General features: G+C 60.7%; 16 protein-coding genes and 1 tRNA gene. 15 read left to right on the forward strand and 2 right to left on the reverse strand.

Annotated elements, in window-relative coordinates:
- The first annotated feature begins 129 nt into the window (after nucleotides 1–129).
- From TM1040_RS08515 to TM1040_RS08530, 3 genes are all read left to right on the forward strand, one after another.
- On the forward strand, nucleotides 130–2,913 hold the full coding sequence (locus TM1040_RS08515; RefSeq protein WP_011538184.1) for a methyl-accepting chemotaxis protein: 2,784 nt from the start codon (nucleotides 130–132) through the stop codon (nucleotides 2,911–2,913).
- A 1,138-nt stretch (nucleotides 2,914–4,051) separates the two neighbouring features.
- Entirely contained in the window at nucleotides 4,052–5,842 is a 1,791-nt protein-coding gene (locus TM1040_RS08525; RefSeq protein ID WP_254658862.1) for a C1 family peptidase, read from the forward strand.
- A 133-nt stretch (nucleotides 5,843–5,975) separates the two neighbouring features.
- The gene (locus TM1040_RS08530; RefSeq protein ID WP_254658863.1) at nucleotides 5,976–10,721 is read left to right on the forward strand and encodes an OmpA family protein; all 4,746 of its coding nucleotides are present in this window, start codon (nucleotides 5,976–5,978) and stop codon (nucleotides 10,719–10,721) included.
- 42 nt (nucleotides 10,722–10,763) lie between these two features.
- Here TM1040_RS08530 and TM1040_RS08535 read toward each other — a convergent pair whose 3' ends face one another.
- Nucleotides 10,764–11,651 (reverse strand): LysR substrate-binding domain-containing protein, encoded by an 888-nt coding sequence (locus TM1040_RS08535; RefSeq protein WP_011538189.1) that lies wholly within the window; start codon nucleotides 11,649–11,651, stop codon nucleotides 10,764–10,766.
- 116 nt (nucleotides 11,652–11,767) lie between these two features.
- On the opposite strand from TM1040_RS08535, the gene TM1040_RS08540 reads away from it, so the two are divergent.
- Genes TM1040_RS08540 through TM1040_RS08550 form a run of 3 tightly spaced genes read left to right on the forward strand, consistent with a single transcriptional unit; the run spans nucleotide 11,768 to nucleotide 16,031 of the window.
- On the forward strand, nucleotides 11,768–13,378 hold the full coding sequence (locus TM1040_RS08540; protein ID WP_011538190.1) for a GMC family oxidoreductase: 1,611 nt from the start codon (nucleotides 11,768–11,770) through the stop codon (nucleotides 13,376–13,378).
- Nucleotides 13,375–14,550, forward strand: coding sequence for a mandelate racemase/muconate lactonizing enzyme family protein (locus tag TM1040_RS08545; RefSeq protein WP_011538191.1), 1,176 nt, complete (start codon nucleotides 13,375–13,377; stop codon nucleotides 14,548–14,550). The genes TM1040_RS08540 and TM1040_RS08545 overlap by 4 nt, the downstream gene beginning before the upstream one ends.
- A complete protein-coding gene (locus tag TM1040_RS08550; RefSeq protein WP_011538192.1) occupies nucleotides 14,547–16,031 on the forward strand; it encodes an aldehyde dehydrogenase family protein in 1,485 nt (494 codons plus the stop codon). Before TM1040_RS08545 ends, TM1040_RS08550 begins: the two co-directional genes overlap by 4 nt.
- A gap of 223 nt (nucleotides 16,032–16,254) precedes the next feature.
- Here TM1040_RS08550 and TM1040_RS08555 read toward each other — a convergent pair whose 3' ends face one another.
- Entirely contained in the window at nucleotides 16,255–17,163 is a 909-nt protein-coding gene (locus tag TM1040_RS08555) for a LysR substrate-binding domain-containing protein (protein WP_011538193.1), read from the reverse strand.
- A gap of 145 nt (nucleotides 17,164–17,308) precedes the next feature.
- On the opposite strand from TM1040_RS08555, the gene ugpB reads away from it, so the two are divergent.
- The 9 genes from ugpB to TM1040_RS08600 all read left to right on the forward strand — a co-directional run bounded on the left by ugpB (nucleotide 17,309) and on the right by TM1040_RS08600 (nucleotide 25,876).
- Nucleotides 17,309–18,613 carry a sn-glycerol-3-phosphate ABC transporter substrate-binding protein UgpB gene (gene ugpB / locus TM1040_RS08560; protein WP_011538194.1) on the forward strand — a complete coding sequence of 435 codons (1,305 nt, stop codon included), beginning with the start codon at nucleotides 17,309–17,311 and terminating at the stop codon, nucleotides 18,611–18,613.
- A 91-nt stretch (nucleotides 18,614–18,704) separates the two neighbouring features.
- Entirely contained in the window at nucleotides 18,705–19,586 is an 882-nt protein-coding gene (gene ugpA / locus TM1040_RS08565; protein ID WP_011538195.1) for a sn-glycerol-3-phosphate ABC transporter permease UgpA, read from the forward strand.
- On the forward strand, nucleotides 19,586–20,437 hold the full coding sequence (gene ugpE, locus TM1040_RS08570; protein WP_011538196.1) for a sn-glycerol-3-phosphate ABC transporter permease UgpE: 852 nt from the start codon (nucleotides 19,586–19,588) through the stop codon (nucleotides 20,435–20,437). The genes ugpA and ugpE overlap by 1 nt, the downstream gene beginning before the upstream one ends.
- An 8-nt stretch (nucleotides 20,438–20,445) precedes the next feature.
- The gene (locus tag TM1040_RS08575) at nucleotides 20,446–21,501 is read left to right on the forward strand and encodes a sn-glycerol-3-phosphate import ATP-binding protein UgpC (protein ID WP_011538197.1); all 1,056 of its coding nucleotides are present in this window, start codon (nucleotides 20,446–20,448) and stop codon (nucleotides 21,499–21,501) included.
- Nucleotides 21,498–22,445 carry a glycerophosphodiester phosphodiesterase family protein gene (locus tag TM1040_RS08580; RefSeq protein WP_011538198.1) on the forward strand — a complete coding sequence of 316 codons (948 nt, stop codon included), beginning with the start codon at nucleotides 21,498–21,500 and terminating at the stop codon, nucleotides 22,443–22,445. Before TM1040_RS08575 ends, TM1040_RS08580 begins: the two co-directional genes overlap by 4 nt.
- 3 nt (nucleotides 22,446–22,448) lie before the next feature.
- A complete protein-coding gene (locus tag TM1040_RS08585; protein WP_011538199.1) occupies nucleotides 22,449–23,369 on the forward strand; it encodes an HAD-IIA family hydrolase in 921 nt (306 codons plus the stop codon).
- A 58-nt stretch (nucleotides 23,370–23,427) separates the two neighbouring features.
- Nucleotides 23,428–25,074 (forward strand): Na/Pi cotransporter family protein, encoded by a 1,647-nt coding sequence (locus tag TM1040_RS08590; protein ID WP_011538200.1) that lies wholly within the window; start codon nucleotides 23,428–23,430, stop codon nucleotides 25,072–25,074.
- A gap of 72 nt (nucleotides 25,075–25,146) precedes the next feature.
- Nucleotides 25,147–25,722: a histidine phosphatase family protein gene (locus tag TM1040_RS08595; RefSeq protein ID WP_011538201.1), complete on the forward strand. Its 576-nt coding sequence runs from the start codon at nucleotides 25,147–25,149 to the stop codon at nucleotides 25,720–25,722.
- A gap of 78 nt (nucleotides 25,723–25,800) precedes the next feature.
- Nucleotides 25,801–25,876: transfer RNA gene (locus TM1040_RS08600), tRNA-Val, on the forward strand.
- Nucleotides 25,877–25,957 lie beyond the last annotated feature (81 nt).

Consider the following 25,957-nt stretch of genomic DNA (forward strand, 5'->3'; position numbering starts at 1 on the left):
CGGTCGGTCAAAGAACCGATGGCCTAAGGTCCGGGCCTTCGGCCTTCGTTGCGGGCACACAGTCAGTTTTCATGTTCAGTCACATCAAGGCGCGTCGCGCGCCGTTTGGTCAAAAAGTGAAGTGTGAAAATGTCTGATCCGTCTGAAGTCCAATCAAGACCTCGCCGCAAATTTGGTATTTTCCGCAGTGTGCGCTCTAAACTCAGTGCTGTCTTGGTGCTTCTGGCCGCGGGCATTACCCTATTTGGTTATATCACTTATGGGCTGCTCATGCAGGTCTCCGGGCATATTACCGAACTGAATGACGAAAACCTTCCCGACCTCGAAGTCTCGCAAGACATCACCCTTGCGGCCGATATGGCCAAAGACAGCATGATTACCATGCTGGTGGTGGATAATGCCGCGGGCATCGATCAGGCCATGGGCGAGGTGGACGCCGCGCGCACGGCGCTGGGCAGTGCGATTGCAGAGCTCAACGACGATATCGAACCCCAGTTTTCCGCAAGCCTTGATGAGGTGTCTCAGGCTCTTGCGGATCTTGCCGAGGCCCGCAGGGTCACTTTCGCAAGTGATGACCAGATTGAGGCCAGAGTACGCGACATGCAAAGCATCATCAGCGAACTCAGCGTCGTCATGGCGGAACTGTCGCGCTCTGCCGCCATCGAATTGCGACAGGGCGCCGAGGCGACAGATCAGAAAATTGACAATACGGTCACGCGCCTGGTCGAGGTGGATTTTTACAATCAATCGCTCCTGCTGGAGGCCCAGGCCGAACTCAATCTGCTGACCGGCGCCGCCGTGTCGGCCGGAGGGACCAAAGACCCCGAGACCCTGGCCCAGATAGAGGCCATGGCTGAAAAATCGCGCGACCGTCTCTTGGAAATCACCGACATTATCAGCGAACGCGCTCCCGAGATTTTTGACACCTCACTCCTGATTACGGCTGTGTTTACGCTCGAGACGGTGCTGGCGCAGAGCCTGTTTCCCTCCGAAACCCTGCGCAAGGCTGCATTGAGCGCCCGCGCCGACACAGCAAAAGCCATTGATACGGCAATCAACGCCCAGATGCGCAGTTTGCTGGCATCGGTTAACGCGGCGAAGGATGCGAACGGCGATGCGCTCGAGTTGCTGCTCACCAATGAGGTGGGCTTTCTGCGAGAGCTGGTTGAGATCGGGATCGCGATCAACATGTTCCAGGTTGCCGCTCTTGATGCGGCTACTTCCGATGACGAAGCCAGCGTAAGTGACGCCGAGAAGGGAATGGTTGAAGCAGGCGCCCTTTTTGCAAAGTATCAGGATTTTCGCGATGGGCGGGTTGTCGAGTTCCTCTCGCGCCTGAGCGATCTGAATGATCCCGAAACGGGCCTCGCAGCTCTTCAGATCAAAGGCATCAAAGCTGCAGAAGCATCAGACGCGGCCACCCTCAATGCACGCACTTCGGTCGAGGCGATCTCCCAGCGCGCTGCGGAGTTCACCGCCAGCACACTCAGTGAAATCGATGTGATGACGGATGAAATCTTTGATGAAGTCGAGTTGATGGTGCGGGACCTAGTTGTCTCAGCCGCTGTTGCAGGCGTGTGTTTCCTTGCGATATTTTCCGTTATTCAGCTTCTGATCCTGCGTCCGTTGAACCGGATCAGTGCGAGCACGGAACGGCTTGCGGAGGGGGATCGCAGCCCTGTCACCGGGTTTGAACGCACCAGTACAGAGATTTACCGGATCGCGCGCTCGCTGTCGGTGTTCCGCGATGGGATCGTCGAAAAAGAAGAGCTCGAAGAGATGGCGGCCGCCGAACGGCAGGAGCGCGAACGGGTGCAGGCCAAGGCGGTCGAGGCGCTGGGCACGGGGCTGGAGCGGCTCTCCAGCGGGGATCTGACCGGCCACATCCACGAAGAACTCGGCGAGGGCTATGACCGGCTGCGGCTCGACTTCAACCGCACCCTCGACACCTTGAATGACACCGTCGGCCAGGTGATCGACACCTCTGCCTCCATTCGCAACGGCGCCTCGGAAATCAGCCAGGCCTCGCAGGACCTGTCGCATCGCACCGAAAGCCAGGCCGCGACGCTCGAAGAGACCGCCGCCGCATTGGATGAGATGACGGCCAGCGTGACCTCTGCCGCGGAAGGCGCGCGCGATGTGGAACGCACCTCGAACGAGGCGCGCAGCGAGGCCGAAGCCAGTGGCGATATCGTGCGCAGCGCTGTTTCGGCGATGACCGAGATCGAACAGAGTTCGGGCAAGATCGCGCAGATCATCTCGGTGATTGACGATATCGCCTTTCAGACTAACCTCTTGGCACTCAATGCCGGTGTCGAGGCGGCCCGGGCCGGGGAGGCGGGGCGTGGCTTTGCGGTTGTGGCCTCCGAGGTGCGGGGCCTTGCGCAGCGCTCTTCGGATGCGGCGCTGGAAATCAAGAATCTGATCAGCGACAGCTCGAAACAGGTGGAGCGTGGTGTTGATCTTGTGGGCAAGGCCGGTGAGGCGCTGGACAACATCCTGAACCGCGTGAGTCATGTCTCCGAGCTGATTTCCGGGATCGCCACCGGTGCGCAGGAGCAATCCACGGGGCTCTTGGAAATCAACACGGGTATGAACCAGCTGGATCAGGTGACCCAGCAAAACGCTGCCATGGTCGAGGAGGCCACTGCGGCGAGCCAGCTCCTGAACACGGATGCGGAGACGCTTGCGGATCTGGTGGCCCGGTTCCAGACGGCAAATACGGCGCGGACCCCTGCCGCGGGCGCTGGGGATGTGGGCGAGGACGCCGGATCAGAGGCGCTTGCTCCCACAAGCTGGGGCGATGCACAGGACATCGAGTGGGAGGCCACCGAGGTCGAAGAGCCCTTTGTCCCGGAGCAGACAGACTGGTCCGACTTTGATGGCGACGACACTCAGGCAACCGGGACGTAAAAGACCCTTTGAGGGCCTGACTCGGGTTGCGCCGGGTGCTCGAATGCGTCGACCCTATTGGGCATTTTGAAACGCGCGTAGCTGATCAAAGTTTGAGGAATGTGATGCAACAGCGCCTCAGCGCGAGGTGACTTGGCGCAGACGGGCAACGTGATGCCCATCGTTCAAAACTCTGCATCATTGCGTCACTTCAGGTGAACCAACCAGATACTCCAAGTGCCGGATGCTGATACTTTTCGCGATTTTCTTTGAGAACAAGACACGAGGAATACGTAAGCCTATCCTCGCGTCATTGGGCCGCCAGCGACACACATGGTGTTTTCGAACCATGATGCGATCTTTAATGCTCACCTTGGGCCCATTGGTGCGAGGAAATTCACTGATCATAGGAACCTCGAAGCGCAGGCCTATGGAAGTCAAAGGTGTTGGGGCATCGTCTGGGTCGCGAAGCTGAGCCGCTGCAAGAGGTGCGCGGTAGACACCAGAGAATCGACCAAAGATTTCTTTCTAAGAATTGTCCATTGGCTTTGCTTCGTTTGCCCCCGCTTGGGGGGGCGAAAGCAACTCGGGCATTTCGCATTTGCCGCGCAGAGGCGCGTTAGCAATCCAGTCTTTGTCTCGGCTCAGACCAGGTCGGTTCTGAGCGTTTCCGAATTGGTGGAAAGGCTTCAGTTTGGTACTGCGACGTGAAGCTGTGCCCGAGGTCCCGAGCCTTGCGAACTCCGTGGCAAGCCGAAACGGATTGTCTGTATGGACGCCATCAAGTTTCCCAACCGCAGGGCGCGCAGCTTCGCATCACGCGGTATCGCGTTGTTCCTCATATCTTCGGCCAGGTGAGGCAAGGCGTGCAAATTCTTGACCTGACGTAACAGAGCCGTAAGGATAGAAAGCTGGGACGACGCAAAGATACACAAACGGGGGATGGTTTATGGCGATTGTCGATCGGGGTGCATCCAAAGCGGCCGGGTAGAATATACAGTCCGGCGCTTGCCTGTCGTTTCAGGGTGCAAGCGCCATTTTGGTTTCATCCATCACGTTTTTGCTCCCCAGCACCTGTTCTACTCATCCCTTTCTCGCACGCTGGGCTACGTCGCCTATGGCGGTCTGAGCCCGAGACGCTCAATTTGGAAGGCAAATTTTGGTTTCTTCTTCGACGATCCGGGGCCTTGGTCGTACCGCGCAATCTGCGGCGGTTTGTCTGTCGCTTGGCCTGGCCACCTGTGGGCTCATGTCTTTGGGTCTATCCGCGCTGGCCCCATCGAAAGCGCAGGCACAGACCTATAGTCTGGGTGCTGTCGCCGATCCAGAGGTCTATGCGGCGGTGCCAAAGTCCGCACCGCTTGCGCGGGGCGATTATCTGAGCGCCCCACCTCAGCTGTCGCTCAAACGATTTGTACCCCCGGTGGGCGATCAGGGCCAGCAGGGCAGCTGTGTGGGCTGGGCCACCGCTTATGCGGCGCGCACCTTGCTCAAGGCCAAGGATCTCGAGGTTGAGAACACTGATCGGCTGCGCGACCTGGTGCTGTCGCCGTCTTATGTGTTCAACCAGATCCACCAGCCTGGCTGCAACGGGTCTTATGTCGCAGAGGCGTTGACGCTGATGCAGCGGCAGGGCGTGTCGCTCTTGCGCGACTTTCCCTATGATCAATATTCCTGCACGGCACAGCCTTCGGCGAGCCTGCGCGACAAAGCGAGCCAGTTCCGGATCAAAGGCTATTCACGCCTCTGGGGGGGCTATGGCCGCAACAAGCACGTCGCAACCCGGCGCGCGCTGGCCAATGGCAATCCGGTTGTGATCGTCATGGGGGTGGGCGACGGGTTCATGCGCCACAGCGGCAGTGGCATCTGGGAGCCAACCTCTACTGAATGGAGTGAGCTGCGCAGCAACACGCTGGGGGCGCATGCGATGACCGTGGTGGGGTATGATGACACCCGCGGTGGCGGCGCTTTCGAAGTGGTCAATTCCTGGAGTGCGGGATGGGGCAACCGCGGCTATTTCTGGATTTCATACGAGGATTTCAACGCTTTCGTCTATGAGGGCTATGAGGTGCTGCCGCCCGATCCACCTCCGCCGCCTCGGGTGGTCGATATGGCGGGCAGCGCACGGGTGCTGCATCTCTCGGGCAATGAGCTGGACGTGACGCGCAGCGAAGGCGGTTACAAAATCCGCAAACCCCTGCCATCGGGCACGCGCTTTCGGGTCGAGGCCTCAAGCAAATTCAACGGCGCACTATATGTGATCGGGGGCGATTCCAGCGGCGACTATGTGAGCCTGTTTCCCCGCGGCGACCGGGTGACGCCCTATACCCATGGCGGAACCACGATGCTGTTGCCGGGGCCGACAGAGCAGCATTTCACCCGGCTCAATGACACGGTTGGAACCGATTACTATGTCTTGCTTTACGCGCAGGAGCCGCTCGATCCGGAAACCATTGCGATGCGTATGGCGCGCGGATCCGGCAGCGTGGAGGCACGGCTGCGCAGTGCGCTTGGCAACCGTCTCGTGCCACAAGATGAGATGGAGTTGCTCGCGTCAGGCATCGGTTTCGAAGCCGCAAGTGGAGAGGCGGATGTGGCGGCTCTGGTCCTGAGCATCGACCACATTGCCCCGGATCCCGCGCAAGCCGATCGCGAGGCGCCACTGATTGTGCTCACCAACCCGGCGCCCGAGGCCTTTGACAGCGCGGATGCGGTGATCCCCGTGCAAAGCCGTCTTTTCCGCCTCGAGGGCATGGCGCAGGATGAAAGCGAGATTGCTTCGCTGCGTGTCAACGGATCTCTGAGCAGCCGCTATTCCTCGCGCGGACCGTTTCGCGCCGAGATCGAGCTCCCCGAAGGGCCCGGTCCCCATTCCATCGAAATTGAAACACGCGACGCAGCGGGCAATGCCGCGCGCCGGAGTTTTCAATTCAGCCTGACTTTCAACTGATCCTTACAGGAGACGTTCCGTGATCCGAACTGCCCTATTCCGAGCCATACTTTTGCTGACCTTACCCCTATCGTGGGGGGGCTCCGTGCAGGCGCTGGAGTGCCGATATTGCGAAGGGAAGGATCTTGGCGCATTGATCGAGCTGTCCGTCTCGCGCGACAGTGGCGCCTTGCGGGCGCAGATCCGGGGCTGGATTGCCGAGAAACACCCCGATACCCCGGCTGGGTATGTGGCGCGGGCCTGGGCGTTGGATCAGAGCGGCGGGGATCTCAAAGACGTCGAACAACTTTACAAAGAGGGCATCAGGCGCGACCCCTCGCTCGGTCTTGGTTTTACCAACCTCGGCTACACGCTTGAGCGCCAGAAACGCTATGAAGAGGCATTCGACTACTACTTGGAAGGGGCCAAAGCCTGGCCGCATCACGCGTTTTTTGTGCAATACGCCTTTTTTAACCTCAAGAACCGTCAAGGCGAGGCGGCGGCGCTTGATTGGCTTGCAACCTACGAACGTACCGGGCCAGCGCAGGATTGGGTCTATGATTATGTGCGCGGGGTTCTGGCACGCAGCAACGGGGATCGCCGTGCGGCAGACCGCTACTTTGAGCAGGCCCTGCGCCGCTCGACGCAGCCGGATGCTTTGACCGCATGGCTCGACAATCGTCTGCGCGTGCTGAGCGCGGAGCGGGCCGATCGCAATACCCGTCTCAATACCATTCGTGAGGCAATCGACTGGGCCAATACCAACCGCAGCGATGGCGCGCTGCGCCATATCGGAAAGATCCTTTGGGAAGATTTCAACCTGCCGCGGGACGCCCATAGCCTGTTTCGTGCAGCCTATCAGATGAACCCATCGCCCGAGGCTGCGCATGATGCCTTTGGTTCGATCGGCAATGACGACTTTGACGCGGGGATTGCGGTCCTGAACCAGGGGCTTCGGGATTTTCCCAACAACTATCATGTCTTGATCGCCGCCAACTGGGCGTGGAGCGAATTCAAGTTCGATCCCCAAAAGGCCGAGGGCTATGGGATGCGCGCGATCGAGATGGCGCCAACGCAGGGGGAGTTGGACAATGCGATCAACCAATATGCCCGCTTTGCCAATGAATCCGCGCAATATGACAAAGCAGTTCCGGTCTTTGAGAAATACCTCTCCTCGGTGAATGGCAGGGCCTATCGCAACATTCTGGGCGATTACGTCGACAACCGTGTCCACGCGCGTGATTTCGATCAGGCCAACCGGCTCTTGCAGCGCGCCAAGGACTATGGCGGCTTTTCGGAAAACTGGATTGCGGGGCGCGAGAACCGTATCCGAAATGCGTTGCGGCTTCAGGGGCAGCGGGATCGCTTTTTTGCAGAGAATCCCTTTCTCAAGGACTGGGAGCAGCGCTTTGGCGACAGCTTGCGTGTGACGGTGGAGTTCGCCACCGGAAAAGCGGATATTCGCGAGGCAGGCCTTGGTGTGCTGCGCGAGGCCGCCGATGCGCTGAAAGCGCGCGGTGCAGAGAACTACGTATTTCTCATTGAGGGCCATACCGACAGCACCGGCAGCGACAAGATCAACCTGCCGCTGAGCGACGCACGCGCCAAATCGGTTGAGCGCTATTTTGTCGAGAATGCGGGCATTGCGCCGGAGCGGTTGCAAACCGTTGGATATGGTCCGCGCATCCCGCTTGCGACCAACGCGACAGAGGGCGGCAAGCAGATCAACCGTCGGGTTGAAATCCGTCCCTACGGCAATATCTCGGCGCCGCAGATCTCGACCTCAGGCTGGCTTGATGCGCGGTCGCTTACGCTGAGCCCGGATGGCCGGTTTGCAGTGACCGGCAATACGCCGGCACAGGTCTGGGACCTGGAACGCATGCTTCGGGTTCACCAGCTGCCTATTGGTGGCAGCTCGCGCGAAATCTCGCCCAATGGGCGCTATATCGCGGTCAAATCGTCCTTTGTCGGGGTGACGGGGGTCACGGACAATCTGCTTTATATCTACGATATGCGCACCGGGCTCATGCACAGCCAATTGCCCAACGCGCTCGAGATTGATGAAATCTCCTGGTCACCCTTTTCGGATGCGGTGGCCTTTAGTGATCGCAACGGCTACCTGCGGGTCTATGACATGGCCACGCGCCAGTTTCGCGCGGTCACCAAGATGGGCACCATTCGGGGATCCGAGCAAATCATCTGGACCGGGGATGGCGCGCATATCGTGACCAAGTCGCCGCGCACGTCAACGGCGGTGGTCCGCGATGCGCAATCGTTGCGGCCCGTCACCACCCTGCGCAACGCGGGCCGCGTGCATGGGTTCGCGAACACACCGGATGGGAAGTATCTGGTGGGCATGAACAACAGTTATGAGCTGATCGTCTGGGCAACTGCAGATTGGCGCGAGGTCGCGCGCAAGCGGATGCCTGCGATGACTTTCAATCTCATTGCGCATCCCACAGAGCCCAAGGTTATGATCGCCGATACCTTCACCAACACCACCCGGCTGGCGCTCGTGGATGTGCCGAGCCTCAAGGTGACCGCCACATTTGAGGGCGACCCGGAAAAGATTCACTATGGTGGCTTCACGCCGGACGGGCAGCATTACGTCACTACGCTGGATGATCAGATTGTCTATCTCGACACCCAGAACCTGCGTGTTGATCAACGCAAGGACGGCGCGGCGCACAAGGGCCGTGGCCTCACCATGGTGCCCTCACAGGATCTGGTGCTCTCACGTGACAGCGAAGGCACAAGCGTCTGGAACATCAAGACCGGCCGCCGCGTGCACCGGATCGAAGGGGAGGTATACCAGACCTGGAAGCCGCTCAGTGCGGATGGCTCGGTTCTGTTTACGTTCGACGAAGATGGGCGGATGCTGCGCTTTGACACCACCACCTTCCGCAGCGAGGTGGTGAAGCAGATCGACGGCACGCCCTACAGCATGCGTGAAAACGACACCCACATTGCTGTGGGGACCGTGCCGCAAGGGGAGGGGCCGTTCCAGCGCCCGGTCTCCAACATCTATGTGATCGAGAAGGCAACGCTCAATGTGGTGATGCAGAAGCGCTTTGACATCGTGTCAGAGCCTGTGCGCTACAATGATATCTATGATCCGGCCGTCTATGTCCGCCTGTCGGACGATGGCAAGCTGGCGGTGACCTCGTCCTGGATGGCTGGGTTCAAGCAGGGCACCACCAATGGCCGCGTGGTCACCATCTATGATCCCCAGCGCAACAGCGAAGTGACCAGTTTTCAGGCGGAGGCGCGGTTCTTCCAGATGGACTGGGCCGAGGGGGGCGAGGCGCTCAAGTTCCGAGGCAAGGGCCGCTGGTATTTGCATGATCCCAACACTGGCAAGAACACGGGCCGCGAGACACCCAGTGCCAATTACGAAATCGCGCTTGCCGACGGCCGTACGCTGGAGTGGTTCTGGGATCATGTGGCGCTCGACGGCAAGGAGCTGACCTTTCCGCATAACCTGCGCCATCTGGAAACCCACGAAGATCGCAATCTGGCAATCGGTCTCACCACGGGCAACGAGCTGATCTTTATTGATCTGAACCAAATGCAACAGGCGCTGACCATTGCACCGCGCAAGAACGGCGAATGGATCGCCTATACCCCGGACGGGCGCTACACAGCGTCGCTGGCGGGCACCGAGGATGTCTATTGGTCACTTGGTGACAACTACCTTCCGTTCTCGGCGCTTTCGGAGAACTATGAGCGCCCCGGCCTGATCCGCAACCTGTTGGAGGCCATCGCTCAGGGCGAGGCGCTGCCGGATGATGGTGTGGACGTGGATGCCGATGTGTTTGAGGCGCCCTATGCGGTCCGATTGATCTCGCCTCAGCGCAGCACGACAGAGGAAGAGACCTTTGTGGTCGAACTTGAGGTGGTCAAGGACAGTGTGGACCTCGCAGACCCCGAGATCGAATATACGCTCAACGGGCGCCGGGTTCTGAAATCTCGCGGGTTTGAGGAAGAGGCGTTCTTTGACGGGCAGGAGACCGTGGGTTTCAGTCGTCGCTTTGACCTCAATCCGGGTCGCAACGTGATCGAGGCCTCGCTGGTATGGCGCGATGCGCGCATCCAGACGCAGACGCTCGAAATCATGCGCGAAGGCGGCGAGGCCCCGGACGAGAAACCCTCTGGCCAAACGCTCTGGTTCTTTGGGGTTGGTGTCTCGGACTACGAACGCTCAAGCCAGAACCTCAACTTTGCCGACCGCGACGCAACCGAGCTGGCCAAGCTGATGGAAGCGCAGGAGGGCAGGCTGTTTAACAGGGTCGAGACCAAGGTTCTGACCGACGCCGAGGCCACAGAACGCAACGTCCGTATCCAGATGAACGAGTTTCTCGATCAATCCTCAGATGATGATGTCGTGGTGCTGTTTCTGGCCGGGCATGGCGTGGTCGACGAGGAGCAGGAGCTCTACTTCATGACCCACGAGGGCGATTTGGCCAAACCCTATACCGGCATGAGCGTGGACCGGTTCCGCGACTACCTCGAGAACCGCCCGCTCAATCAGAATGCGCTGATGTTGCTCGACATCTGCCACTCTGGCGCGGGCAGCGAGCGGGTGGTGGCCGAGGATGCGGTGCAAAACCTCACAAAGGGCACAGGTGCCGTAGTGTTTGCCTCTTCCTCCGGCTCAGAGCTCAGCTTTGAAGACGAGAGCTTTGGCGGCGGACACGGCGCCTTTACGGCGGCACTTCTCGAGGGGCTGCGTGGTCTTGCAGACAACCGTGTCGGGGATCGTAACGGGTTCAATTCTCTGCAGGAACTGGTGCTGTTTACCTCCTCGCGGGTGCCGGAGCTGACCGAGGGCCAGCAACGCCCACAGATCCCGGCGCTTTCGCTCAACGTGGACTATCCGCTGAGTGTTGCGACAAATTGATGAAGCCAGATCTCTCCCGGTGCGCCTCTGCGCCGGGGGAGATCAACAGCCTGTTTGCGCGGCCTCCTGCAAGAGCCAGTCTTTGAGCGCCGCGACTTCCGGGCGAAAGTGATTGCGGGCCTCCGGCTGCACGATGTAGTGCCCCTCGCGCGCGGGCAGGGCGAGGTCCGTCGCCTCCACCAAGGCACCGCTCTCCAGATAGCGCTGGGCAAAGACACGGGCGATCAGCGCAACGCCCATGCCACGCGTGGCGAGCTCAAGCGCGATCAGCGATTGGTCGACCTTCAACGCCGGCCCAGAAGAGGGAGGTGCGAGCCCATGCAGGGCAAAGAAGTGATGCCATGTGTCGGTGACGCCAATCACCTCAATCAGCGGGCAGGACGCAATCGCCTGCGGATCGGGGCCGGGATGCAGCGCAGGCGCACAGACAGCGAGCACCTCGTGATGCATCAGACGCGTCACCTCGCCATCTGACCAACTGCCATTGCCATAGCGAATGTCGATGTCGATCTGCAGCGCCTCTGGGGTCTCACCCCAAAGCGCCGAGAGCACCCGCAGGCGGCAGTCCGGGTGCTGCGCCTGAAAACGCGAAAGCCGCGGCGCAAGCCACAGCATGTTGAGCGAACTCAGGCACCTGAGCGTGATTTCTTGCGCAGCACTCTTGCCAAAGAGGTTCGACGTGGTGGCCTCCAGATCGCCAAATGCCTTGCTCACCACGGGCAGGTAAGCCTGTCCCAGCCGTGTCAGGAATAGCGATTTTTGCTTTCTCACAAAGAGCTTGTGGCCGAGCGTCGCCTCAAGTCCACGCACCTGGTAGCTGACTGCAGAGGGCGTCAGCCCAAGCTCCTGGGCGGCGAGGGTGAAGTTTCCAAGCCGGGCGCTGGCATCAAAAGCGCGCAGCCATGGCAGAGGGGGCAATTCCTGATACATGGTTTTGCTCTACACCAATCTGCGAATATTTTTAAGGTTACGGCGAATTATTTTTCGTTATGGGGATTGGAGCCGGAGCTGTAACGCTGGCGCGATGAATGGAGACCAACATCGCGATGCGTGACTTTGACTATATCATTGTGGGAGCCGGATCCGCGGGCTGTGTGCTGGCCGAGCGCCTGAGCGCCAATGGCCGCCATAGTGTGCTTGTGCTGGAGGCCGGAGGTCGCCCGCGCACACCATGGATCGCGTTGCCGCTTGGCTACGGCAAGACCTTCTATGACCCGGCGGTGAACTGGAAATATCAGACTGAACCCGAAGAGACACTGGGCGGACGCGCCGGATATTGGCCGCGTGGCAAGGTCGTGGGGGGATCGGGTGCGATCAATGCGCTTGTCTACGCCCGTGGCCTGGCGCGCGATTTCGACGATTGGGAAGAGGCGGGCGCGACGGGCTGGAACTGGGACGCGGTCCAGAAAACCTATGAGCGCCTTGAGAGCCGCTTTGATGTCGATGGCACCCGCACCGGCGAGGGGCCGATTCACGTTCAGGATGTCTCGGACCAGATCCACCGGGCCAACCGGCATTTCTTTGCCGCAGCGAAAGAGCTGGGTCTGCCACGGACACCCGATATGAACGGTATCACCCCCGAAGGCGCGGGCGTCTACCGGATCAACACCAGCGGTGGGCGCAGGATGCATTCGGCGCGCGCCTGTTTGGCTCCTGCGCTCCGGCGCGCAAATGTGACGCTGATGACGGGCGTTCTGGTGGAGCGGATCGGCTTTGAGGGAAAGCGGGCCACCTCCGTCGAGGTGGTCCACAAGGGGCGCGCGCAGTCCTTGCAGGCCGGGCGAGAGATCATTCTCGCGGCAGGGGCTGTAAATTCACCGCGCATCTTGCAACTCTCGGGGCTTGGCCCCGCGGAGCTGCTGCGTGAGCATGGGATCGCGCCGCTGATGGATGCGCCTCATGTAGGTGGCAACCTGCAGGATCATCTGGGCATAAACTATTATTTCCGTGCCACCGAACCCACGCTCAACAACGTGCTGAGGCCGCTCCATGGCAAGATCCGCGCAGCGCTGCAATATGCGCTCACGCGGCGCGGGCCGCTCGCGCTCTCGGTCAACCAATGTGGTGGATTTTTTCGCTCGGATGCGGGGCAGCGGGCGGCTGATCAGCAGCTTTACTTCAACCCCGTGACCTATACCACCACACCGGACGGCAAACGCACGGTGGTGCAGCCCGACCCCTTTGCGGGCTTTATCCTTGGGTTTCAGCCCACCCGGCCCATCAGCCGGGGGCGAATCGACATTTCCGCCGCCGACGCGCTTGCGCCGCCCCGGATCAGGCCGGACTCGCTGGCTGCTCAGGAAGATCAGGCGCAGGTGATCGCAGGCGGGCTGCTCTGTCAGAAGATCGCCAAGACCGAGGCGCTCAGCCGCTTGATCGCCGCGCCCATGGGCGAGGATCTGCGCGAGATGACACCGGAGCAGATCCTAGCGGACTTTCGCGAGCGCTGCGGCACCGTGTTTCACCCGGTCGGCACCTGTCGCATGGGTGCAGACAGCACCAAGTCCGTGGTTTGCCCTCGGCTCAAGGTGCATGGGGTCGCGGGGCTGCGGGTCGTTGATGCCTCGGTCTTCCCGAATATCACCTCGGGCAACACCAACGCCCCAACCATGATGCTTGCCACCCGCGCGGCCGGTCTCATTCTGGAGGACGCATGAGCACGCCTTATTCCACGTCCGGCGCAATGCCGGTGACACATGCGCGCGGTGCCGACGACACTGGCCCGCGCATCAGCAAGATCGAAACCTTCTGCACGCCGCTCATTGGCTTTGTGCGGGTGACTGCGGAGGATGGCAGCCAAGGCTGGGGGCAGGTCTCCACCTACAACAGCGATCTGACCTCGGAGATCCTGCATCGGCAGGTCGCGCCCTGGGCACTCGGGCGGGGTATGGATGCGCTGGAAGAGGTGATTGCCGAAATTCCCCTGCGCGAACATAAATTCCCCGGCACCTATCTGCGCCGCGCCATGGCCGGTCTCGACACCGCCGTGTGGGACTGGCGCGGCAAAGCTCAGGGCAAGCCGGTGGCAGAGCTTTTGGGTGGGTCTGCAGGGCCGGTCCGGGCGTATGCCTCCTCCATGCGCCGCGACATCACCCCAGAGGCCGAGGCCGAGCGTATGCAGAGGCTGCGCGACGCGCATGGGTTTGACGCCTTCAAAGTCCGTGTAGGGGCTGAATGCGGTCAGGACCGTGACGAATGGGAGGGTCGCACCGAGGCGATCATTCCCGCCATGTGCAAGGCGATGGGAGCGCAAGCTGCCTTGCTGGTCGACGGCAATTCTGGCTTCAGCCCCGCCCGCGCGATCGAGGTCGGCAGAATGCTGGAGGCCAACGGATACGAGCATTTTGAAGAACCCTGTCCCTATTGGGAGCAGGAGCAGACCCGCGAGGTCACCCAAGCGCTTGGGATCGATGTGGCGGGGGGCGAGCAGGACTGCGATCTGCAGCACTGGAAGCGTATGATCGAGAACCGTGTGGTCGACATCATCCAACCGGATATCCTCTATCTCGGCGGGATGGTGCGCAGCATGGAAGTGGCCCGCATGGGCCATGCGGCAGGGCTGCCCTGTACGCCCCATGCGGCGAATCTTTCGCTGGTGACGCTCTTCACCATGCACCTGATGCGTGCGCTGCCCAATCCCGGTCGCTATCTGGAGTTCTCCATCGAAGGCGACGACTACTATCCCTGGCAGCGCACCTTGTTCGCAAATGATCCCTTTCAGATCACCAATGGCCAGGCGCTTGTCACCGACGCCCCCGGTTGGGGCGTGGAGATTTGCCCCGAGTGGCTGGCCAAATCCACCTACAAATGCAGCGAGGACGACCAATGAGCGTTGACGCCTTAATCTCTACCTATTTCGCCAACGGGCGCCTGTCGGATCTGCCGCGCGATCACTTTATCGACGGTCGCCTTGTTCCGGCTGAAACCGGCAACCGGATGGAGAGCTTTGATCCCGGCAGAGCCACCGCCTTTGGGGATTTTGCCGCTGGCACCGCTGTGGATGTGGACCGAGCGGTCAGCAGCGCTGTGGCGGGGTTTGCAATCTGGCGCGACACCGCGCCGGCGACGCGCTGTGCGGTGTTGATGGAGGCCGCACGCCTGATGCGCGCCGAAGCTGACTGGCTGGCTGTAATCGAGAGCCTTGATAGCGGCAAAACGCTGGCCGAAGCCTACGGCGACGTGCAGGGCTCGGCGCGGCTCTTTGAGTATTATGCCGGCGCGGCAGACAAGCTCGATGGGCGCAGCGTGAACCTCGGCAATGACAACGCGGCCTTCACCCTGCGCGAACCAGTCGGTGTCACGGCGCATATCGTGCCGTGGAACTATCCCACCTCGACGCTGGTGCGCGGGATCGCGCCGGCGCTTGCAGCGGGGTGTTCGGCGGTGGTGAAACCGGCCGAAACCACGCCCTATACGGCACTGATGATCGCAGAGCTGTTGATCCGCGCCGGGCTGCCTGCGGGCGTGGTGAATGTTGTGACCGGCACCGGACCGGAAGCAGGCGCGCCCTTGGTGCGCGATCCCCGGGTGCGCCATGTGACCTTTACCGGTTCGGTGCAGACCGGCGTTGGCGTGATGCAGGCCGTCGCCCCCAATGTCACCGGACTGACGCTGGAACTCGGCGGCAAATCCCCGTTGGTGGCCTTTGCAGATGCAGATGCCGAGAAAGTGGCCGAGGGCGCGCTCTGGGCGATCTTTTCCAACGCGGGGCAGATCTGTTCGGCGGGTTCACGGCTGGTGGTTCACCGCGACCTCCATGCGCAGGTGCTCGAACGTCTGGTGAAGAAGGCCACGACCCTGCGGTTCGGTCATGGGCTGCACAACCCGGATATGGGGGCACTCAACTCCGAACGCCATCAGGCGGCAATCAGCGGCCACGTTGAGCGCGCGCGCGCCCGAGGCGTCGAAATCCTTTGCGGCGGTCAGGCAACCACAGACCCTGCCACGGGCAAGGGTTGGTTCTTTGAACCGACAATTCTGGACGCGCTCTCTGCGGATGACCCGGCCATCCAGCAGGAAATCTTCGGTCCCGTGCTCGGCGTGCAGGTTTTCGACGACGAAGACGAAGCACTTGCTCTGGCCAATGGTACAGAGTTTGCGCTGGCGGCGGGGGTCTACACCAAGGACACTTCAACCGCCCTGCGCATGGCGCGCCGCATTGATGCGGGGCAGGTGACGGTGAACGACTATTGGGCAGGGGGCATCGAACTGCCCTTCGGCGGCAATCGCAAGTCTGGCTTTGGTCGCGAAAAAGGGCTGGAAGGTGTTGATGCCTACACCCGCGCCAAGGCAATCACCCTCGCGGTATAACGCCCCTCTGCGCCCCGCTCGCCATGTGGGTGGGGCGCAACGCCGCTTTGAGTTCCATTACGTCTGCGGCGCACTGGCACATGTCCCAACTTATGTTTCGGGGGAAATAGGCCCGCGTGCGACGGCATGTCCGGCGCCGAGGCCCGAGATGACAGGCCTCCCCCGGTTTCTCACACCACAATCGCGACCACTTAGACAGTCTCTAGTCGCATGCCTCCCGCGCCTATTTCGGTGCGGGCGAGGCCAGCACCGGGGAGAGGCTTTCGACAAAGACATCCATAAAATCACGCACCACGCGCGGCACGCTGACGGCGCTGGGGAAGAGGATCGACAACCGGTGGTGGATCTTTGGCTCGAAAGGTTTGATCACAATCCCTCTGTCGCGAAACCCCTCAGCGTCCAGCGCACTCACCACCGAGGCCCCCACGCCCTCGCGCACCATGAGGCAGGCAGTGGTAAACTGGCGCACCTCAATGAGGCTGTTCATCTCCGTTTCATATTCCGCAAAGGCCCGGGACAGACGACGATAAAAGCCGCTGTCGCGCCGGGTATGAATGAGTTTTTCACCGGCCAGATCGCGCGGGGTGATGATGGTCTTGTGCTCGAGCGGATGCCTTGGAGGCAGGATGCAGGCCGAACGCACAAAGAGATCAATGCTCTCGGTGGCGGGGTGGCCGGCAAAGTCATCCGTTATACCACAGTCATATTGCTCTCCTATGATCCACTCCAGGATGCGCTCGGGGCGGTCGGGTTCCAGCGCCACGGTGACGCCGGGGCGTTCCTTCATAAACTGGGCAAGAACCTGAGGCAGATGAGAGGTGGCAAATCCCGGCAGGCAGGCAATCCGCATGTGCCCGCCCGTGCGTTCCTTCAGATCGCGGCGCAGATCTTCTAGGTGATCAAGCCCTGCGAGAATCCGGCGCACCTCGGTCAGAAGATGGCGAGAATCGCTTGTCGGTTCGAGGATGCCGCGGCGGCGCTGGAACAATTCCAGGTCCATGGACGCGGAAAAATCCGAAATCAGGCGACTCACTGCAGGCTGCGAGACGCCAAGCGCCTCTGCCGCCTTGGTGATGCTGCCGGTTTCCGCAACGGCCCTGAAAGCCTGAAGCTGGCGGAGTTTAAACTGCACTGTTGCGTCCTTCCTGCGGTGAATTTTCCGAGCCTGATGACAGTATTTATAATATACTGTTATGTCACTGTTGTGAAACTTTCACTTGAATTATGACGCATCCTGTCAAATGCTGCCCCTCGAACGACCTTTGGAGGAGATAACAATGGGTGTTTCAAAAATTGCACTGAGCTGCGCACTGGCGACCGCTCTGACCGCCGGGGCCGCCTGGGCCGAGACCGAAATCCAGTGGTGGCACGCCATGGGCGGCGCCAATGGCGAGCGCATCGACAAGATGGCGGCAGACTTCAACGCCAGCCAGTCCGAGTATAAAATCGTGCCCACCTACAAGGGCAACTACACTGAAACCATGACCGCCGCCGTGGCCGCGTTCCGCGCGGGTGAGCAGCCGCACCTTGTACAGGTGTTCGAAGTGGGCACCGCCACCATGATGGCTGCCAAAGGGGCGATCTACCCCATCGAGCAGATGATGTCCGATGCGGGCGAAGCCTTTGACAAATCCGACTATCTGCCCGCGGTGATTTCTTATTACCAGACCCCCGAGGGGGAACTGCTGTCGATGCCGTTCAACAGCTCGACACCGGTTCTGTGGTACAATGCCGATGCCTTCAAATCCGCAGGCGTCGATGTCCCGGAAACCTGGGATGACGTGAAATCCGCTGCTCAGGCGCTGGTCGACAACGGCATGGAGTGCGGCCTGTCCTTCGGTTGGCAGTCCTGGGTGATGGTTGAGAACTTCTCGGCTTGGCACAACATCGAGATGGGCACCAAGGAAAACGGCTTTGCCGGGTTCGACACCGAGTTCACCTTCAACAACGAGCAGGTTGCGGCCCGCCTCGAGGACATCGCCTCCATGAGCGAGGGCAACCTCTTCAAATATGGCGGTCGTCGCGGCGACAGCCTGCCGCTGTTCACCAACGGTGAATGCGGGATGTGGATGAATTCCTCGGCCTATTACGGCTCCATGGTCGAGCAGGCAGAGTTCGAATTCGGCCAGACCATGCTGCCGCTCGACACCTCGGTTGCGGACGCGCCTCAGAACTCCATCATCGGCGGTGCGACCCTCTGGGCGCTGGCCGGTCACGAGGCCGAGGAATACAAGGGTCTGGCGCAGTTCATGACCTATCTTTCCTCGCCCGAAGTTCAGGCATGGTGGCACCAGGAAACCGGCTATGTGCCGATCACCACTGCCGCGTATGAGCTGAGCAAGGAGCAGGGTTTCTATGACGAAAACCCCGGCACCGACACCGCGATCAAGCAGCTGAGCCTGAACGCGCCGACGCCGAACTCCCGCGGGATCCGCTTTGGCAACTTCGTGCAGGTGCGTGACGTGATCAACGAAGAGCTCGAAGCGCTCTGGGCTGGTGACAAGACCGCCTCCGAAGCCCTCGATGCCGCCGTTGAGCGTGGTAACGCGCTGCTGCGCAAATTCGAGCGCTCCGCGAAGTAATCGCCCAAAGGCTCTACCCGGTCTCGCAGCATTTGCGGGGCCGGGTAGGGCCGTTTTCTATCCTTTTTCTAGAAAGGACCATGAGGCGCCTATGCTGAAACGCGTCCATTTCCCATCTTCCCTGCTGCCCTACCTACTGGTCGCGCCTCAAATCGCGATCACTTTGGTGTTTTTCATCTGGCCCGCCGCACAGGCGGTCTATCAGTCGTTCCTCATCGAGGATGCCTTTGGTTTGTCGACCGAATTCGTTTGGTTGGAGAACTTCGAGCTGTTGTTTGAGGACGATATCTACCTGGCCACCTTTGGCCGGACGATCTTCTTTTCCGCTGCCGTAGCGATCCTGTCTATGTCGCTGGCCCTGATTCTTGCGGGCTTCGCGGACCGGGTGGTGCGCGGCGCGACGGCCTATCGCACACTCCTGATCTGGCCCTACGCCGTGGCGCCGGTTCTGGCGGGTGCGCTTTGGGTGTTCATGTTCAACCCGACGCTGGGGATCTTCCCCTATATCCTTGATTTTGTCGGCGTGGACTGGAACCACTATCTCAACGGCAATCAGGCGATGGCTCTGGTGGTCTTTGCCTCCGCTTGGAAGCAGATCGCCTATAACTTCCTGTTCTATCTTGCGGCGATGCAGGCCATTCCGCGCTCGGTGATCGAGGCGGCGGCGATTGATGGGGCAGGCCCGATCCGCCGGTTCAAGGATTTCATCTTCCCGCTGGTGTCTCCGACCACCTTCTTCCTGTTGGTCATCAACGCGGTCTACGCCTTCTTTGACACCTTCGGCATTATCCACGCGGTGACGCAGGGCGGTCCCGCAAATTCCACCACGATCCTTGTTTACAAGGTGTTCAACGACGGCTTTGTCGGGCTTGATCTTGGCGGCTCTGCCGCACAATCGGTGATCCTGATGGTGCTGGTCATTGCCATGACCGTGGTCCAGTTCCGCTTTGTCGAGAGAAGGGTGCAGTACTGATGGTTGAAAATAGACCCATCCTGAACATCGTCAGCCACATTATCCTGATCCTCGGCATCGCGATCGTGGCGCTGCCCATCTGGATTACCTTTGTGGCCGCCACCCATGATGCGGTGCGCATGACACAGGCACCTATTCCGCTTTTGCCGGGCAGCTACTTCTGGGAAAACTTCAAGCAGACGCTGTTTGGCTCGGGGCTTTCGGGCACCGAGATCGCCCCGGTCTGGCGGATGTTGTTGAACTCTCTGGCGATGGCGATGCTGATCTCTCTGGGCAAGATCGCGATCTCGCTCATCTCGGCCTTTGCCATCGTCTACTTCAAGTTCCCCTTCCGCATGGGGTTCTTCTGGCTGATCTTCATCACGCTGATGCTGCCGGTCGAGGTGCGTATCCTGCCAACATTCGAGGTGGTCGCGGATCTTGGCATGCTCAACAGCTACTGGGGTCTTTCGATCCCGCTGATTGCCTCCGCCACGGCGACCTTCATGTTCCGGCAGGTGTTCCTGACGATCCCTGATGAAATGCTCGAGAGCGCGCGCATTGATGGCGCTGGGCCGATGCGGTTCTTCTGGGACATCGTGATCCCACTCAGCCGCACCAATATCGCGGCGCTCTTCGTGATCTTGTTCATCTACGGCTGGAACCAGTATCTCTGGCCCTTGCTGATCACCACCGACACTGACATGACCACCATCGTCATGAGCATCAAACAGATGCTGGAGGCCGCAGAGCAATCTCCGCAATGGAACATCATCATGATGACGGCTCTTTTGGCGATGATCCCGCCGGTCTTCGTCGTGATCGCAATGCAGAAGCTCTTTGTTCAGGGCCTCACCGAGACAGATAAATAGGCATCCCCATGGCAAGCATTACTCTCAAGGATCTTGTGAAATCCTACGGTGACACCGAGGTCCTCCATCACATCGACGGTGAAATCAACGATGGCGAGTTCATCGTGATCGTCGGCCCGTCGGGCTGCGGTAAATCCACCCTCCTGCGCATGATCGCAGGGCTTGAGACCGTCACCTCTGGCGACATCAAGATCTGCGACCGGGTGGTCAATGATCTGGAACCCGCCAACCGCGACATTGCGATGGTGTTTCAGAACTACGCGCTTTATCCGCATATGTCGGTGCGCGAAAACATGGGCTACGGTCTCAAGATCCGTGGCAACAGCAAGGCGGACATCAACCGCCGCGTCGAAGAAGCCGCCGAGATCCTCGAGATCGGGCAGTATCTCGACCGCAAGCCGCGCCAGCTCTCGGGCGGGCAGCGACAGCGTGTGGCGATGGGACGCGCCATTGTGCGCGACCCGCAGGTGTTCCTGTTTGACGAACCCTTGTCGAACCTCGACGCCAAGCTACGGGTGCAGATGCGTCTTGAGATCCGCAAACTGCAGCAGCGCCTCGGCGTGACCTCGATCTATGTGACTCACGATCAGGTCGAGGCCATGACGCTTGGCGATCGGCTGATGGTGCTCAATGGCGGCTATGTCGAACAGTTCGGCACCCCGATTGAGCTTTATGACCGTCCCGCGACGCTCTTTGTGGCTGGGTTCATCGGCTCACCTTCTATGAACTTCCTGCCTGCTGAGATCGACGCCGGCATGGTCACGCTCGAGAATGGAGCGCGGCTTGCGGGCGGCGGGTCGGCCGCGGGCAAGGTGACATTGGGTTTGCGCCCGGAGCATCTTGTGGCAGATGATAACGGCCCCGTTGAGGTCAACGTGCAACTCTGCGAGCAACTCGGCGCGATCACGCTTCTGCATGGCCACCTCAATGGCACCGATACAGAATGCGTCGCCAGCATGCCCGGTCATGTAACAGCCGCCCCTGGCACCCTGATGCGGTTTTCAATCGCGCCGGAGAACCTGCATATGTTTGATCCCCAGACCGGCAAGCGGGTGGCGGAATGACCGCCTTTCCCCAGGTCGACGCCTATCGCGGCGGCGCGGGGCTGATCCGTGTGATCGGCCACCGCGGCGCGCGCGGTGTCATGCCCGAAAACACTCTGGAAGGGTTTCGTTTCACTTTCGACATCGGCGTCGATGTGCTGGAGTTCGACGTCGTGATGTCATCCGATGGCGTGCCGGTCATCACCCACAACCACGCCTTGTTGCCGTCAGCGGTGCGGGACGGGCAGGGGGCTTGGCTGCAACGCGAAGACATTAAGGTTGCGGATCTTACCCTGAAAGAGCTGCGCGATCTGGATGTGGGCGGGCTTGATAGCCGCTCCGACTATGGACGCCGCTTTCCGGATCAGGCCTTCTTGAGTGGCGCGGTGATGCCCACGCTCGCAGAGCTCTGTGCCCTCGTCCAAGAGCCGCAATACGCCCATGTCTCTCTGCTTCTGGAGCTGAAAACAGACCTCAGTGATCCCGACATCGACGCCTTGCGGAGCGCACAGGTTGCTGCCGTCGTGGATGTGGTGCGCGCGCATGGTCTGACGGGACGGACGGCACTCCACAGCTTTGACTGGGCGCTCCTTGATGAGTGTCGCCGCCAAGCGCCAGAGATGCCGACCTCCTATCTATCTGAGGCGCCGCGCGGAGAGGGGGCCAGCTGCCAGCCGGACGGTGTCACCAAGGCAGGCAACCTGCCAGAGGTGGTGGCCAAGGCCGGAGGGCAGATGTGGTGTCCCTGGTTTGAGGACGTCACCCCCGAGCTGTTGGACGAGGCGCGCGCCTTGTCGCTGCCGGTTGTTGTCTGGACGGTCAACGAGGTGGACGACATTGTGGCCATGATCGAGGCCGGTGTTGATGGCATCGTGACCGATTATCCGGGCCGTGTGCAGCGCCTGCTGCTCGAGCGCGGCCTTGGTTGGAGCGCGCGAGTGTCGACCCCGCCGGTCGCGGTCTGATCCATGGCAGGCCAAAGTACAGATATCGGCACTGACTGGGCGTTTCAGCGCTATGAGAGCGTGCGTGCAACCCTGCCCGAGGCCAGTTTTGCGGCGGCCTCACGGCGGGGAGGAGATCTTGGCGACACCGTCGGAGATTTTGACGCCTATATCCTCGATGCCTTTGGGGTTTTGAACCGGGGCGAGACCGCAATTGCGGGCGCGGTGGAGCGCATGGCAGCACTCAGGGCGCTTGGTAAAAGGCTGGTGGTGCTGACCAATGCGGCAAGCTACACGCGCGCAGAGGTGCTGGCGAAATATCACCGGCTTGGCTTTGACTTCGACGCGTCAGAAGTGGTCTCAAGCCGCGATGTGGCCTTTGCCGGTCTGCCCGCACTCCCGGCCGGCGCATTTTGGGCCGCCGCTGCCGCAGCAGGTGATGATTTCAGTGATGCCCCCAGCGGCGCTGAAATCGCGCATCTGGCAGAGCGGCCGGAGCTCTTGCAAAGCGCGGGTGGCTTTCTGCTGCTGTCCTCTGCACGCTGGAGCGCGGCCGAAACAGACGCGCTCACCGAGGCATTGTTGGCGTCTCCGCGTCCTCTGGTGGTCGCAAACCCCGATCTCGTCGCCCCGCGCGAGGATGGCCTTTCGATGGAGCCGGGCCTGATCGCGCAGGAGCTGACCGAGCGCACCGGTCAGCCTGCAGCGTTTTTTGGCAAACCCTTTGGCAACGCCTTTGACGCGGCACTCGCGCGGCTCTCTGGCATTGAGCGCACGCGTATTGCAATGGTCGGCGATACGCTGCACACGGATGTTCTGGGAGGCGCGGCTGCAGGGATCGGCTCCATCCTGATCACCGATCACGGCCTTTTTAAGGGCCATGATGTCGCGCCATACATCGAAAAGAGCGCAATTCGACCGAGTTGGATCGTCTCGACAACATAAACTCGTCGAAAAATACGTTGGGCTGTGACCCAACCCAGAACGAGGACGGAAGACAGGATTGACGGCATTTTTGATTCAGATCGCGGGCGCTGCGGCGCTATTGTTGTGGGCGGTGCGTCTGGTGCGCACCGGCGTGGAGCGAGCTTTTGCCACACAGCTGAGACAGGGGCTAAGGCGCGCCTCTGACAATCGCCTGCTGGCCGCTTTTTCGGGGCTGGTGTCGGCGATGATGCTGCAGAGCTCCACCGCCGTGGCCATGCTGGTATCGAACTTTGCCAGCAAGGGCGCGCTCAGTATCGCGGTTGGGATTGCCATGTTGCTCGGGGCGGATCTTGGCTCTGCCCTTGTGGCGCAGATCCTTCTGGCCCGTCCGGGCATTCTGGTGCCTGCGCTCCTTCTGGTGGGGGTGGCGCTGTTCCTGCGCAGCGAACAGCGTAAACTGCGCCAGACCGGGCGTATCCTGATCGGGCTTGCGCTGATTTTTGTCTCGCTCGACATGCTGCGCACCGCCACAGCACCAATCATCGAGAGCAAGGGCGCTGTCGCGGTACTGGGGTATCTCGATTCCGACCTTTTCACGGCCTTTATTCTCGGGGCGATCTTTGCCTGGGTGGTGCACTCCAGCGTTGCGGCGATCTTGTTGTTTGTCACCATGGTCGCCCAGGGCGCGCTGCCGCCGATGGCGGCGATGGCGATGGTGCTTGGCGCCAACCTTGGCGGCGCCATGATCGCCTTTGTGCTGACGCTTGCTGCCGATGTGCGCGCGCGGCGTATCGTGAGCGCCAATCTCGTCTTGCGAGGCGGCGGAGCGCTTGCGGTGCTCTTGGCGCTGAACCTGAACCTTCTGGACCCCACGTGGCTCGGGCAGGCGGCTGCCGCTCAAGTGATGGGGCTGCATCTGGTCTTCAATCTTGTGCTCTGTCTGCTGGCGCTGCCCTTTGTGGGGCTCATCGCCCGCATGAGCGAGCGGGTGATGCGCGACCCCAATGTGCAATCTCTGGGGCGCGGGATGACGGCCTTGGACCCCGCCGCGCTCGAGGACCCGCCGCGTGCGCTGAACTGTGCCGCGCGCGAGCTGTTGCGCATGGGTGAAGTCATCGAGAAAATGCTGGTTGCGGCCATGGGGCTCTATGAAGTCTGGGATGACCGCGTCGCCGAGGCGATCCGTGACGAGGATAAGGCACTGCGGCAGATGCATCTCGACCTCAAGCTCTATCTGGCGGGGATGAACCGTCACAAGCTGGATGACAGCGCCGTCAATGGCGCGATCGAGGCATCGCTCATGGCCGCCAACCTGGAGGCGGCCGCCGATCAGGTGGCCCGCAAAATGACCGATCTGGCGCGCAAGCTCTCGCTTGAAGGGATCAGCTTTTCCAAGAGTGGCCAGCAGGAAATCAACGATTTCATGGACCGCATTCAAGCCAATGTTCAACTCGCGCTAACGGTCATGATGACCCGCAACCCCGATGATGCGCGCGAGCTGGTGGCCGAAAAGGAAAGCATCCGAACCGCCGAACAAAAACTGCAGAGCAAACACCTGTCGCGCCTTCGCGAAGGCGTCAGCGAAAGCATCGAGACCAGCGCAATCCATCAGGAAACCTTGCGCATTCTCAAACAGGTCAATACCTCTTTTGCGATGGCAGGGTATCCGATCCTCGACGAATCCGGTGATCTGCTGTCCAGTCGCCTGTCCTCGCAGGGCTGACCTGTCTGCAGCCGCCTGCCTCCTGTTCCCTCTGATGCGGGAGCGGGCGAATTTCTATAGCAAGGTATTGAAATGAAAGACTTCCCAAAGATCTGGTTCCTGCGCCATGGCCAGACCGAATGGAACGCAGAGCGTCGGGTGCAGGGGCAGTTGGAATCGGATCTGACGGAGCTCGGTATCACGCATGCTCACCGCCAGGCCGAGCTCATGACACCGATCCTGCAGGCGCATCAGCCGCCTTGCTTTGTTTCGCCGCTGCGCCGGGCACAGCACACAGCCCGTATCGCGCTTTCAGGGCGGGGTTATGAGACTGAGCCAGCCCTCGCAGAAGTGCACGCAGGCCGGTTCCAGGGCCTTACCATTGACGAGATCGCGGCGCAGTTTCCGCAGGTCGATGCCCAGGCCATGACGCATCTCGACCTCTTCTGCGCGGCCCCCGAAGGCGAGGGATATGCGTCCCTGCATGATCGGGTGCTTGCCCTGTTGCGGCGCCTCGAGCAGCCAACCGTTCTGGTGGCGCATGGGCTCTTGGGGCAGGTGGTGCGGGGCCTCATCTGCGGACTTGAGCGGGACGAGATGGCAGCTCTCCCCAATGAGCAGGGCTGCGTCTATGTGCTTGAACAGGGGCAGGAAACGGTCCTGCGTTAGGGGCGGGCACTTTTTCTCAAAAAACCTCGCGATGCCCTCTTGCACTTTCTTTCAGCATTCTCTAAATCCCCGCTCACCGGGTCGTTAGCTCAGTTGGTAGAGCGCTTCGTTTACACCGAAGATGTCGGGAGTTCGAGCCTCTCACGACCCACCATTCCTACCTTTCATTGATGCGCTCTATACCGAAGTATCGCTTCGATGTTGTGACGTGCGAAGTGCGCACTTGCGAGCCGCT

Source organism: Ruegeria sp. TM1040, assembly GCF_000014065.1.
In the GTDB taxonomy this organism is placed as follows: Bacteria; Pseudomonadota; Alphaproteobacteria; order Rhodobacterales; family Rhodobacteraceae; genus Epibacterium.